Consider the following 12852-nt stretch of genomic DNA (forward strand, 5'->3'; position numbering starts at 1 on the left):
CTTGGCTCACTCCTTGACGCCGCCGATCAGCACGCCCTTGGCGAAGTGCTTCTGCAGGAACGGGTAGAAGAACAGGATCGGCAGCGTCGCGATCACGATGATCGCGAACTTCACGCCCTGCTCCGGCGGCACCCAGGTGCGGTCCATCTGCGACAGGGCAGCCGCGGGGTCGGTGGCCACGAGCTGGCGGACGAGGATCTGCAGCGTCCACTTGTTCGGATCGGTGATGTACAGCAGCGGCGACATGTAGTCGTTCCAGATCGCCACCGCGTAGAACAGCGAGAACGTCGCGATGATCGGCTTCGACAGCGGCAGGACGATCCTGAAGAAAACGCCCATCTCGTTGCAGCCGTCGATCCTGGCCGCCTCCTCCAGCGCCTGCGGCAGCTCCTGGAAGAAGCTCTTGACGATGATCAGGTAGAACGGGTTGATCGCCAGCGGCAGGATGAGCGCCCAGTAGCTGTCGAGCAGCCCCAGGTCACGCACCACCAGGTAGGTGGGGATCATGCCGCCGGAGAAGACCATGGTGAAGATGACCAGGTTCAGCACCAGCGTGCGGCCCGGCAGGTACCGCTTGGCCAGCGGGTAGGCCATGGTGAAGGTCAGCATGACCTGCACCACCATGCCGACCGCCGTCACGACGACGGTCGTGAGCAGGGACCGGATGAAGGTGGGGGTGGCGAAGATGTACTCGTACGCCTCGGTGACGATCTTCTCCGGCCACAGGAAGAACGGCCTGGAGGCGATCTCGGGCTCGCTGGCGAGCGACGCGGCCAGCACGTAGATCAGCGGCAGCACCGTGATCAACGCCAGGCCGACGAGCGCGACGACGTTGAGGACGTCGAAGACGCGGCTGCCGACGGAGCTGTTGTTGTTGACCGCGAGCTTCTTGGGCTTGGTCTCAGTCATAGTGGTCATTGCCGGGGCCCCTTAGAACAGTCCCCGCTGGCCCATGCGCTTGGCCAGCCAGTTGGAGCCGAAGATCAGGATGACGCCGGCCACGCCCTTGAACAGGCCGACCGCGGTGGAGTAGCTGAAGTTTCCGTTCTGGACGCCGGCGTAGTAGACGTAGGTGTCGAACACCTCGGCGACCTCGCGGTTCAGGGAGGTGGTCATCAGCCAGATCTGCTCGAAGCCGGAGTCCAGCAGGTTTCCGGAGGCGAGGATGGCCATGACGACGACCGTCGGGCGGATCGCGGGCAGCGTGACGTGCCAGAGCTGGCGGGAGCGGCCGGCGCCGTCCATGCGGGCGGCCTCGTACAGGTTGGGGTCCACGCCGGCCAGCGCGGCCAGGTAGATGATCGTGCCCCAGCCCGTCATCTTCCAGAGCTGCTGGAGGATGACGATCTCACGGAACCACTGCTCCTGCGCCATGTAGTCGATCTTGGTGGTGTCACCCAGCAGATCGCGCATCCAGGCGGCGATCACCCCGAAGTCGGCCGCGAACAGCACGTACGTCAGCGCCGCGACGATGGTCCACGACAGGAAGTGCGGGATGTAGATGAGCGACTGGATCGAGCGCTTGAGGATGTTGACCCGCAGCTCGTTCAGCATCAGCGCGACGATGACCGGCGCGGTGAAGACGAACATGATGTGCAGCGCCGCCAGGATCAGCGTGTTGGCCAGCAGCCGGGCGAAGTCCGGCCCGGAGAAGAGCTGCTCGAAGTGCTTGAGGCCGACCCAGGGGCTGCCCGAGTAACCGAGGAAGGGCAGGTAGTCCTGGAACGCGATCGTCACGCCGTACATCGGCAGGTACTTGAAGATCACGAAGTAGGCGACGCCCGGCAGGAGCATCAGGTAGAGCCAGCGGTAACGCAGCACCGCGGTGCCGAGCGGCACCTTGTCGGCCCTTTTCGGCTTCTTCGCCTTGGGCGCCGCCTTCGGAGGCGTCGCCAGGTCGGTGGCCACAGCGGCCTCCTTTCAATGTGAGGGGCCCGGCAGCAGCCGGGCCCCTCACGCGGGGGGTCGTTCTACTTGGGGAGCTTGGCGAGCAGGTCGTTGACCTCGGTGATGATCTGGTCGCCACCGCCGGCGTGCCACTTCTGGATCTCGGCCTTCAGGCCCGCCTCGTCGATCGCGCCCGAGAGGAACTTGACCCGCGCGTCACCGATGATCTTGTCGATCTGCGGGCCCTTCTCGACCTGCGCGGGAGCCACGACGGGCAGCGCGACGTTGTGCACCGCCGTCTTGAGGTCCTCCTCGACCAGTTCCTTCTGCTTGGCGATGATGTCCCGGTACGGCTGGCCCGGAGGGATGCGCTGGTAGGCGATGCCGCCGATGTCCATCGTGCCCTTGGTGCTGAGCTGCGTGAACGCGTCGTCCACGTTGTCCTGGACGGTCCTGACGGCGGGGTCGTCCACGTTGATCAGCGTGGCGGTGTCGCCGTTCTCGACCTTGAAGTTACGGCCCTCGATGCCGTTCTGCAGCAGGACCTGGCCTTCCTTGGTGGCCAGCTTGTCCAGCGTCTTCAGCACGTTGTCCAGCTCGGCCTCGGTCCGCACGCTCTGCTTGGAGATGGCCAGGGAGTCGGCGTAGCCGCTGAACGGGTAGGAGAACTTCTTGCCGTCGGAGCGCGCCAGATTGCCGACCATGGTGACCTTGTCACCGTAGTTCTGGTCGCCGTCCTCCCTGAACAGGTCGAGGACCTGGCGGGAGCGGATGTTGACGTCGATGATCATGCCGCCGCGGCCGTGGAAGAACGGCTCGTTCCACTTGGCGGTGTCGAGGGTGGCGAAGTCGGGGTTGACCAGGCCCTCGTCGACCATCTTCTTGAGGAACTTGTTGGCCTCGACGAACTCAGGCGTGTCGAAGCCGGGGATGACCTTGCCGTCGCGCTCGCCCCAGCCCGTCGGGGCGCCGAACCAGGTCTCGACCACGTCGAACGGGCTGGCGCTGGCGTAGGAGCTGGACGGCCACTTCGGAATGATGAGGCCGTAGGTGTCCTTCTTGCCGTTGCCGTCCGGGTCCTTCTCGGTGAAGGCCTTGGCGACCTCGTAGAACTCGTCGATCGTGGTCGGTTCCTTGAGGCCGACCTTCTCCAGCCAGTCCTTGCGGATCACGACCGCCGAACGCAGCAGGGGGCGCATGCGGTAGAGGCCGTAGATCCTGCCGTTGACGGAGGCGTTGAGCGCGGTCCGCTCGTCCGCCGGCTTGAGGTTCGGATACTTGTCGAGCTTGTCGGTCAGGTCCCAGAACGCACCGGCCTGGGCGGACTTCACGAACGCCGGCATCTTCGGGTCCACGACGACGACCTGCGGAATGCTGTCCGAGGCCAGCGTGACGTTCATCTTCTCGGTGTACTCGGCGTTGGGGACCCAGGTGACCTTGATCTTCTTGCCGAGGAACTTCTCGATGGCCTGCTGCAGCTCGCCGGTGGGCTCGGGCGCGGTGCCGAACAGCTTCGCCATGAACGTGATCGTGTTCGGGTCGGACTGGGCCGCGTCGCCACCTCCAGAACAGGCCGAGGCGGTGAGAGCAGCCGTTAGCGTTAACACACCGGCGAGAAGCCGCCGACGACGGGATGCGCTCATGAGTTCCCTTTCGAATGCAAGCGCGCCTCGTTCTCCTGAAAGAAGCGCTGGCAGAGCCACGTGTTGAGATAGATCCACGCGCCGAAGCTGATCAGCGGCGCCAGGATGGGCAGCGCCAAGGTCGCGTAGGCGATGGCCGAGAGCGCTAGCAGCAAGATCACGGACGACGCCGGACGCAGCAGCGCTAGCTGGACCGCCTTGGGCCAGTAGGCCCAGAGCGGCAGGTCGTAGTGCGCGTAAAGCGGCCCTACATGTGCCCCCACACCCGCGAGCACGATGAGTGCCACGAAACTGGCGATTCGCGGCGCTCCGAGGTCAGGCCCCAGGGCGGAGAAGTAGAGGTAGTTGCCGACCAGCACGGTGGCGACCAGCACCGCCGGCAGGACCAGCAACGAGGCCCGGACGAACTCCCGTCGGTAGACGGTCCAGAATTCGCTCCAAGCCTGAAACGTTTCATTCCGGGCATGCCTCCGCGCCAGGGTGTAGGCGGCTACGGTAGCGGGCCCGAGCCCGAGAATCACGCCTCCCGCGAGGGTGAACACGAGCCAGATCAGGTTCAGGCGAGCCGCCCAGATGACCTCTGAGCAGGCAGCTTGGATCCTGATCGACATGGCGGGATGGTTCATCCGGCACCACCTTCTCGTGGCATGTGCACGGATACGGGGGTGGAGTATTGCACCGTGGTTCCTGCCCAGTTACAAGCGAGTGAACGGCGGTTGGTGCGAAATTAGTGTTGAATCGACTCAAAGTCAATGACGAGATACGCGGAGATTTGCGTACTCTCCGATCAGCGGAGCCATCTGCCGGAAGCCGATCTTGCCTCCTGCCAGGGCGGGGCCGCCGATGGACCCGTCGTCCTCCCAGCGGAACGAGACCAAATCGTTGATTGCGAACGTCACGGCACCCGCCTCGACGTCGAGGCGGATCGCGTAGGGGCCGTCGGCGTCCAGCACGGCCGGCAGCGGGTCGGGGCCCTGGGCGACCAGATGGAAGCCATGGCTCTTGCGCAGGTTGCAGGTGTGCAGGGCCCGTTCCGAGGGCCACATCCGGCGGAAGTACGACACGTGGTAGGCGTCGAGGTCGCCGTGGTGGTACTGCTCGTAGGGCCCGCTGCGGGGCGCCAGGGCAGGGTCGAACAGGTCCTCGCCGTTCCTCCCCCGGGCATGGCAGAACATGATCGCCAGGCCCGGCTCCCTGATCGGCCAGAAGTCCCACTCGATCCGGATGTCCTGCGGAAACTCCTCCGGGCACCAGAGGACGAGGTTGGCCGCCTGGCCGTCGGACGGCGGCCGGAGACTTTCCAGCCTCAGCCTGCCCTGCGGGAACGACACGGCGCCGTCCCCCTCCATGCGGAAACCGGCCAGGTCCTGAGGGGTGGACAGGGAATTCTCATAGAGAACTCTCATGAAGGTGCTCCCTTGTGCGGGGCAAACGATTGAACGACCGGCAGCCATCGCCCGGCGGTGGGGCCACCCCGCGTTCAGGCGTCGCGGCGCAGCGCGCTCGACTCCCGGATCACCAGGTCAGGCTGGAAGATGACCTGGCGGTGCCGATGCTGCTCGGGATCGGCGACCTCCTCCAGCAACAGGTCGATCGCCGTGCGTCCCAGGAGCTCCCTGGGCTGCCGGATGGAGGACAGCGGCACGGCCGCGGCGGCCGCGAAGTCGATGTCGTCGTACCCGATGATCGCCAGATCCTCGGGCACGCGGAGCCCCTGCGAGGCCATGGCCTGTAAGAACCCCAGCGCCATCATGTCGTTGGCGCAGAAGGCGGCGGTCGGCCGCTCGTCGGGAGGCAGCGCCGCCACCCGTTCGCCGATGGCCCGCCCCTCCGCCACGGTGAGCGTGGGCGCGCTGGAGGTGAGCAGCTCGACGGCGCCGTCCGCGGCGGCGACGGCGCTGGTCACGCCCGCGTGCCGGTCGGCCACCTGTTTGATGGACATCGGCCCGCCGGCGAACATGATCCGCCGGTGCCCGCGCTCGATGAGGTGCGCGCCGGCGATCTGCCCGCCGAGCCGGTCGTCCACGGCGACCGAGCACTGCAGCCCTGTCGCGGGGCTGTCGACCAGCACGACCGGGGTGCCGCGGGCGATCAGCTCCTCCACCCACGGGCTCTCCGTCTCGACCGGGGTGATCAGTATGCCCATCACCCGCTGCTGTTCGAGCTGGTCGAGGTGGCGGCGCTCGCGGCCGGTGTCGCCGGCGCTGTTGCAGAGCACCACCATCGAGTCGTGGTCGTCGGCCACGGATTCCGCGCCCTGGGCGACGTCCACGAAGAAAGGGTTGGACACGTCCAGCACGACGAGCCCCACCGTCCTGCTGCGGCCCACCCGCAGGTGGCGGGCCACCTCATTGCGGACGAAGCCGAGTTTCTTGATTGCTTCGAAGACGCGTTCGCGTGTGGCGGGGGACACGATCTCCGGGCGGTTGAGTACATTGCTCACCGTCCCCACTGAGACGCGCGCCAGCTGCGCGACCTCCTTGATGTTCCTGGTCGCCATCGATCCTCACGAGGCCGTGCTGCAAAAAGAAGTACGTCGATCCAGAGTGATAAAACGCAGGACTCGCTGCGTACGGCGAACCGCCAACTGCGGTTCACCGTGAACTTCGGCTCATCATAGCGGCATTCAAGATTGTTTTGAATCGTCTCAACGACTCGGGGTGGTCACGCTCCGGAAGGCGTGGCGGCGCCGGACTTCATCCCGTCGAGCATCAGGAGCAGGTACCGCCCCGGATCGGCGGCGACCGGGGCGGGAAGCTGGTCCGGGTGGCAGGTGAAGACGTTCAGCAGGTGGACGAGGTCCTCGACGCCGACGTCCGGCCGCATCGAGCCCTCGGCCTGAGCCTTCCTGACGAGCGCGTCGAACTGCCCCACCCAGCCCGCCCGCACCCGCGCGAACTCCTCCCGCTCCACGATCGCCTCCTCCGGCAGCACGGCCAGCGCGGTCGACAGCGCGGCGCGTCCCGGCTCGGCGACCCAGGAGACGAACTCCCGGATGGCGTTCCAGGCGTCGGCGGAGCCGGCGGCGGCAGTGTCCAGCGCCTCGGCCATCGTGTGGATGTAGTGGTCGCCGACGGCCGCGATCAGCGCGTCGCGGTCGGGGAAGCGGCGGTAGAGCGTGCCGATGCCGACGCCGGCGCGCTTGGCGATGGCCTCCATGGGGGCGTTGACGCCGCGCTCGGCGACCACCTCCGCGGCCGCCTCGACGATCTTGTGCAGGTTCCGCCTGGCATCCGCTCGCACCCACGACCTCCAAGTGGACGATCCGATTCCGCTTAGTGTACCGTCCAGACAACCGGAATCCGAGATTCCACTTACCGGAGGGACTCCCATGATCGTGATCACCGGTGCCACCGGCAACATCGGCCGCGCCCTCGCCGGGCGGCTGCACGGCCACGGCCACGACACGCTCGCCGTCGTCCGCCGCCCCGCCGACGACCTGGGCAGCCCGTACGCGCCGGCCGACTTCGACGAGCCCCGCACCATCGGCGCGCTGCTCTCCCCCGGCGACCGGCTCTTCCTCAACAGCGGCATCTGGCCCGGCTTCGTCGACGCCCACCGCGCCGTCATCGACCTGGCCGCCGAAGCGGGCGTCGCGCAGATCGTCGCCGTCTCCGTCCGCGGCGCCGCGCCGGGCGCGCGGCTGGGCATGGGCATGCACGGCCTCGTCGACGCCCACCTCAGGAAATCGGGCGTCCCGTACGCGATCCTCCAGCCCAGCGGCTTCATGCAGACCCTGCCGCGCGACTTCCGCGACGGCACCATGTACGGCTCCTACGGCCACACCCCGGTCAACTACATCGACACCCGCGACATCGCCGACGTGGCCGCCGCCCTGCTCACCTCGCCGGTGGGCCCCAGCCGCGAGTACCTGCTGACCGGCCCGCCGTCCCTGTCGCACGACGCGATCGCCGCGCAGGCCGCCGAGGTGCTCGGGCGGGAGGTCCGGTACGTGAACCTGTCCGTGCCCGAGATGGCCGCCCATCTGGAGGGGCGGGGCGTTCCGCAGCCGTTCGCGGGGGAGCTGGCCGAGCTGCAGGCGGAGACGGGGGATGGGAGCTGGGCGCCGGCCACGGGGGTGGTGCGGGAGGTCACGGGCCACGCGCCGCGCACGTGGCAGGACTTCCTCACCGACCACAAGGACGCCTTCGCCTGAGCACCCCAGCCGGGCGCATGAGGCGGGCGCATGAGGCGGGCGCATGAGGCGGGCGCATGAGGCGGGCGCATGAGGCGGGCGCATGAGGCGGGCGCATGAGGCGGGGTCGTCTGGGGCGGGATCGTCTGGGGAGCGTCGGTCCTGATCGCCTGGGCGCGTCAGCCGGGGTCGACGACGCGGACGCGTACCGCGCGGAACAGGGCGGGCGTGTCCCGCAGCACGGCCAGCCGCGGATCCGGCACCACCAGAAAGGGCTCGGTCTCCAGCGCCAGCACCGGCGCCAGCCGCCGGTCGGCGCGCAGGGCGTCCACCGCCCTGCGATCACCCCCGAGCACCACCGCGTCCAGCTCCCCCAGGTACGGCGCCAGCACCCGCACCGCCGTGCCCACCGCGTCGTCGAACGCCTGCGCCGCCTGGTTCCTGCGCCGCCTGGCGAACCGCTGCTGCGACCACCCCCCGGCCGCCGTCCGCCCCTGAACGAGCCGCGACCCGACCTTGGACGCCACCAGCGAGCCACCGTGGAAGACCCCCGCCGCGTACCCGCCGAGCCGTACCAGGAACACCCCGATGCGCCGCTCCCGGCCGGCGTGCGCGACGAGCCGGGTCACGTGCGGCGGCCCCGGCGGCGTCATGGGCGGGAACGGCACGTGCAGCTCGGCCACCGCCCCGTCGCCCGCCACCAGCCGCACGACCCGCTCGTCCCCGCTCGCCGAGAAGGGCCCGTGGCGCGTGGCGAACCCGTCGATCCACGGATGCAGGCGCTCCGGCGGCACGGTGACCCACCGCCCGCCGCCCCTCGCCGGACGCGCGCTCATGCCCCGCAGGCTAGCGGACCCCCGCCGGTCGGCCTCACGCGGGAACAAGCCTCACGCGGGAAGAGGCCTCACGCGGGCACAAGCCCCACGCGGGAACAGGCCTCACGCGGGAACAGGCCCCACGCAAGAACAAGCCCCACCCGGGAACAGCGCCGCACGCCGGAACAGAGCCGCGCTCGGGAACCAAAGCGGAAATGTCGGTTAATTCTGTTTCGCGGGGCTTTTGAGACGCCTGTGACAGGAGCACCATCTGTACGTGTCCTCCCTGCTCACGAGTCCCCTGGTGGATCTCGACACCGGGGCCGTCATCGCGCACCCCGCCATCGTGGACGCCACCGGCACCCTCCGCGCCGTCCCGCTCCCCATGGTGCTGGAGCTGCCGGTCCGGGTGGTGCTGTCGGGCGCGGGCGCGCTGGCGCCGCTGCACGAGGCATTGCGCAGAGCGGGCAGGCATCCGCGCGAGGCGATCCTGCTGCTGGCTGGACCGTGCCACGAGCAGGACAGGCCGCTGCTCAAGGTGGGGCTCGACGGGCTGCGCACGATCGGCTACCTGCTCGGGTTCGCGGACGTGGGCACCGCGGGCGCGGCCCTGGACCTGATCACCGACTCCGCTCCGTACCTGCTGGCCCTCGACCCCGAGGTGGTCTCGCGCGTCCCGGGCGACCACCGGGCGATCGCGGTGGCGCGGGCGGTGGTGACGCTGGCGCGCGGGATCGGCGCGCACGTCATGGCGCCGGGCGTGGAGCGCGAGGCGCAGGTGGCGACGGCGCGCGGGCTGGGCGTGCGGCTCGCGCACGGCCCGCTGCTGGCGCCCGGCCCCGACGGCAAGATCCGGGTGCCGCTGCCGATCACCGACGAGTCGCCCGCCACGGTCATGCTCGGCCCGCGCGTGCAGGAGCTGCTGCTGCCCGCCGTGACGCTGCCGGCGGAGGCGAAGGCGGAGGACGCCGTGGCGGCGTTCGGGCACGAGCCGACGATCACCAGCGTGATCCTGGTGGACGAGTTCCAGCGGCCCAAGGGCAGCCTGGACCGCAGCCGGTTCCTGCTGTCGTTCGCGGCCCGCTACGGGCACGCGCTGCACGGCTCGAAGCCGGCGCAGCGGCTGGCCGACCCGCCGCGCACGGTGCCCCGCACCACCCCGGCCATCGCCGCCATGCAGGCGGCCGGCCGGGACGCGACCCGCGTCTACGACGACCTGGTGGTCACCGACGAGCTGAACCGCTGCCTGGGCATCGTCCGCGTCTCCGACCTGATCAGGCAGATCGCCGCGATCCGCAGCTGACGCATGCGGGCAGGGAGCAAGCATGGCCGACGCATGCGGGCAGGAAGCAGGCATCGCTGACGCATGCGGGCAGGAAGCAAGCATGGCTGACGCATGCGGGCAGGAAGCAAGCATGGCCGACGCATGCGGGTAGGAAGCAGGCATGCTGAACAGACGGACCCTGCTCGGTGCGGGGCTGCTTGCCGGGGCGTCGGCGTGCACCGCCGAACCGTCCCCGCCGTCCGCTCCGCCACGGAGCTTCGATCCGGCCGACTGGGCGTCGGTGCGCTCCCAGTTCGCGCTCGACCCGGCGTACGGCCAGTTCGCCGCGTTCGTGCTGGCCCCCGCCCCGGCGCAGGTGCGCGAGGCGATCAGGACGCACCGCGACGGGCTGGACGCCGACCCGGAGTACACACCGCCCGGCGGCGGCTCCCCGGACGGCTCCCCCGACGGGGCCGTGCGCGAGGCCGCCGCCCGCTACCTGAGAACGGACCCGGGCGGGATCGCGCTGACCGACAGCACCACGATGGGCCTGGCGCTGCTCTACTCCGGCCTCGTCCTGCGCCCCGGCCAGGACGTGCTGACCACCGAGCACGACTTCCTGGCCACCCACGAGGGTCTGCGCCTGCTGGCCGCGCGCACGGGCGCGAAGGTGCGCAGGGTCCGCCTGTACGACGACCCGGCCCGCGCCTCGGCGGACCGCATGGTGTCGGCGATCAAGGAGGGGCTCGGCCCGCGCACCCGCGTCGTGGCGGTCACCTGGGTGCACTCCAGCACCGGCGTGCGCGTGCCGATCCGCGCCATCGCCGGCATGCTGGCCGAGGCGAACAAGGGCCGCGCGGAACACGACAGGGCGCTGCTGTGCGTGGACGGCGTGCACGGGTTCGGCGCGATGGACGACGGCGTCGCCGACCTGGGCTGTGACTTCCTGGCCAGCGGCACCCACAAGTGGCTGTTCGGGCCGCGCGGCACCGGCATCGTGTGGGGCCGCGCCTGGGACGCGGTGGCCCCGATCGTGCCGAGCTTCAGCCAGGCCGCCTTCACCGCCTGGCAGGGCGGCGGCTCACCCGGCGCCACGACGGCCGAGCTGGTCACGCCCGGCGGGTACAAGGCGTTCGAGCACCGGTGGGCGATGCCGCAGGCGTTCGCGTTCATGACGGCGATCGGCAAGGACCGGGTGCGGGCGCGCACCCAGGAGCTGGCCACCCGGCTGAAGGCGGGCCTGGCCGGGATCCCGCACATCACGCTGGCCACGCCGCAGGCGCCCGAGTTGTCGGCGGGGCTGGTGTGCTGCTCGGTGGCCGGGATGGAGCCGTTCGAGGCGGTGCGGCGGCTGCACGAGCGCAAGGTGGTCGCGAGCGTGACGCCGTACAACCCCTCGCTGCTGCGGTTCGGCACGAGTATCGTGACGGGCCCCGAGCAGGTGGATGCGGCGATCAAGGCGGTGGAGGGGCTGAGATGAACTGGGCGGAGCCGTACGGGCCGCTGATCGGAACCGGCGTGCGCGTGCTGACCTGGAACGTGTGGGGCGAGCTCGGCCCGTACGCCGAGCGGGCGCCGCGCGTCGAGAAGGTGGTGCGCGACCTGACGCCCGACGTGGTGGCGTTACAGGAGTGGGCCGGTCAGAGCTTCGGCTACGAGCACGTGGCGGCCGTCACCGCGGCGGCGCCGGTCGCCGTGTTGTCGCGCTGGCCGATCGCGCGGCAGGCGGATCGCCTGCTGCCGGGCGGGCCGCCCGAGGGCGAGCCGGGCGGGGTGCTGCCCGGCCGGGCGCAGTTCTGCGAGCTGGACGGGCCGCACGGGCCGTTACAGGTGTTCAGCGTGATGATCGGGGCCTACCGGCTGGGCGACTCGCAGGCACGGCAGGAGCAGGTGCGGGCGCTGGCCGCGTTCGTCGGTGAGGTGGCCTCCCGCAGGCATCCGACGCTGGTGTGCGGCGACTTCAACGCGCCGCCCGACAGCGACGAGATGCGGATGCTGACCGGGCGCGCCGCGACTCCGGTGCCGGGGCTGGTCTTCTACGACGCGTGGGAGGTCGCCGGCGACGGCGGTCCCGGTCACACCTGGAGCGACGCCAACCCGTACGCGCGGCCCGGCCTCTACCCCGACCGGCGCTTCGACTACGTGCTGAGCGCCTGGCCGAGGGCGGGCGGCGCGGGGCATCCGACGCGCTGCGAGGTGGTCGGCGACGGCCCCGAGCCCGGCTCCGACCACTACGGGGTACTGGCCGAGCTGCGCTACTGACGCTGACGCCTACACCCAGCCCTGTGCCCTGGCCCGCCGCACCGCCTCGATGCGGTTGCGGGCGTGCGCCGGTCGAGCGCGGCCGAGGGCTGGGCGCCCAGCGTGAAGCTGACGGTGTGGCCGCCGGCGTCGGCCTTGATCTGGGCGGCGGTGCCGTCGGCGGCCAGCCGTCCCCTGGCGATGACGATCACCCGGTCGGAGTGCTCGTCGGCCTCCTCCAGGTAGTGGGTGGCGAACAGCACGGTCCTGCCGCCGGCCGCGTAGTCGTGCATGGCGGCCCAGAAGCGCAGCCTGGACTCCACGTCCATGGCCGCGGTCGGCTCGTCGAGCAGCAGGACGCGCGGCGCGCCCGCGACGGCCAGGGCGAACCTGACGCGCTGCGTCTGCCCGCCGGACAGCTTGTTCGCGCGCCGCCCGGCGATCTCGGTCAGGTCGGCCAGGGAGAGGATCTCGTCCAGGGCGAGCGGGCCGGGGTAGAGCTTCCGGACGAGGTCCACGGTCTCCTTGACGGTCAGCTCGGGGATGAGCGCGCCGTCCTGCAGCATGGCGCCCATCTCGCCGGCCGCGACGGCCCTGGCCGGGGCACGGCCGTGGACGGCGATCGTGCCCCGGCTGGGCCGCAGCAGGCCGAGCAGGAGGTTGATGGAGGTCGACTTGCCCGCGCCGTTGGGCCCGAGCAGGGCCACGGTGGTGCCGGGCTCGATGGTGAGTGAGAGGTCGTCCACGGCGAGCACGTCCCCGTAGTGCTTGCTGACGTGGTCGAACACGATGCCGGTCATGCCAGGAACGTTAGGCCGGGCCCGCGGGCCGGCGGCAGTGCGTTCCTTCCGCTTCTGGCGGTGACAT

At 70.1% G+C, this 12852-nt stretch carries 13 protein-coding genes; 4 read left to right on the plus strand and 9 right to left on the minus strand.

Going from position 1 to position 12852, the window contains the following annotated elements:
* Positions 1-6: 6 nt before the first annotated feature.
* From FXF51_RS04565 to FXF51_RS04595, 7 genes are all read right to left on the minus strand, one after another.
* Positions 7-918: a carbohydrate ABC transporter permease gene (locus FXF51_RS04565; RefSeq protein WP_148432952.1), complete on the minus strand. Its 912-nt coding sequence runs from the start codon at positions 916-918 to the stop codon at positions 7-9.
* Between the two features lie 12 nt (positions 919-930).
* Entirely contained in the window at positions 931-1908 is a 978-nt protein-coding gene (locus FXF51_RS04570; protein WP_148432953.1) for an ABC transporter permease, read from the minus strand.
* A gap of 62 nt (positions 1909-1970) precedes the next feature.
* Positions 1971-3407 carry an extracellular solute-binding protein gene (locus tag FXF51_RS04575; protein WP_148432954.1) on the minus strand — a complete coding sequence of 479 codons (1437 nt, stop codon included), beginning with the start codon at positions 3405-3407 and terminating at the stop codon, positions 1971-1973.
* A gap of 119 nt (positions 3408-3526) precedes the next feature.
* Positions 3527-4156, minus strand: a complete 630-nt coding sequence (locus FXF51_RS04580) for a YesL family protein (RefSeq protein WP_262379288.1) — start codon at positions 4154-4156, stop codon at positions 3527-3529.
* A gap of 123 nt (positions 4157-4279) precedes the next feature.
* On the minus strand, positions 4280-4936 hold the full coding sequence (locus FXF51_RS04585; RefSeq protein WP_148432955.1) for a DUF1961 family protein: 657 nt from the start codon (positions 4934-4936) through the stop codon (positions 4280-4282).
* Between the two features lie 74 nt (positions 4937-5010).
* The gene (locus FXF51_RS04590; protein WP_148432956.1) at positions 5011-6030 is read right to left on the minus strand and encodes a LacI family DNA-binding transcriptional regulator; all 1020 of its coding nucleotides are present in this window, start codon (positions 6028-6030) and stop codon (positions 5011-5013) included.
* A gap of 164 nt (positions 6031-6194) precedes the next feature.
* Positions 6195-6773, minus strand: a complete 579-nt coding sequence (locus FXF51_RS04595; RefSeq protein ID WP_148432957.1) for a TetR/AcrR family transcriptional regulator — start codon at positions 6771-6773, stop codon at positions 6195-6197.
* Positions 6774-6861: 88 nt separating this feature from the next.
* Between FXF51_RS04595 and FXF51_RS04600 the strand changes: the two genes are divergently transcribed.
* A complete protein-coding gene (locus tag FXF51_RS04600) occupies positions 6862-7686 on the plus strand; it encodes an NAD(P)H-binding protein (RefSeq protein ID WP_148432958.1) in 825 nt (274 codons plus the stop codon).
* 158 nt (positions 7687-7844) lie between these two features.
* On the opposite strand, the gene FXF51_RS04605 is transcribed toward FXF51_RS04600, so the two are convergent.
* Complete coding sequence (locus tag FXF51_RS04605; RefSeq protein ID WP_148432959.1) at positions 7845-8501, minus strand: acVLRF1 family peptidyl-tRNA hydrolase; 657 nt, start codon at positions 8499-8501, stop codon at positions 7845-7847.
* 256 nt (positions 8502-8757) lie between these two features.
* Here FXF51_RS04605 and FXF51_RS04610 point away from each other — a divergent pair, with 256 nt between their 5' ends.
* The 3 genes from FXF51_RS04610 (at position 8758) to FXF51_RS04620 (ending at position 12006) form a co-directional block, all read left to right on the plus strand.
* Entirely contained in the window at positions 8758-9783 is a 1026-nt protein-coding gene (locus FXF51_RS04610; RefSeq protein ID WP_148432960.1) for an EAL domain-containing protein, read from the plus strand.
* 142 nt (positions 9784-9925) lie between these two features.
* Positions 9926-11224: an aminotransferase class V-fold PLP-dependent enzyme gene (locus FXF51_RS04615; RefSeq protein WP_148432961.1), complete on the plus strand. Its 1299-nt coding sequence runs from the start codon at positions 9926-9928 to the stop codon at positions 11222-11224.
* Entirely contained in the window at positions 11221-12006 is a 786-nt protein-coding gene (locus tag FXF51_RS04620; RefSeq protein WP_148432962.1) for an endonuclease/exonuclease/phosphatase family protein, read from the plus strand. Before FXF51_RS04615 ends, FXF51_RS04620 begins: the two co-directional genes overlap by 4 nt.
* On the opposite strand, the gene FXF51_RS04625 is transcribed toward FXF51_RS04620, so the two are convergent.
* Complete coding sequence (locus tag FXF51_RS04625; protein WP_148432963.1) at positions 12000-12785, minus strand: ABC transporter ATP-binding protein; 786 nt, start codon at positions 12783-12785, stop codon at positions 12000-12002. The two genes, FXF51_RS04620 and FXF51_RS04625, sit on opposite strands and share 7 nt — an antisense overlap.
* Between the last annotated feature and the right edge of the window lie 67 nt (positions 12786-12852).

Source organism: Nonomuraea sp. PA05, from assembly GCF_008086045.1.
GTDB lineage: Bacteria > Actinomycetota > Actinomycetes > Streptosporangiales > Streptosporangiaceae > Nonomuraea > Nonomuraea monospora.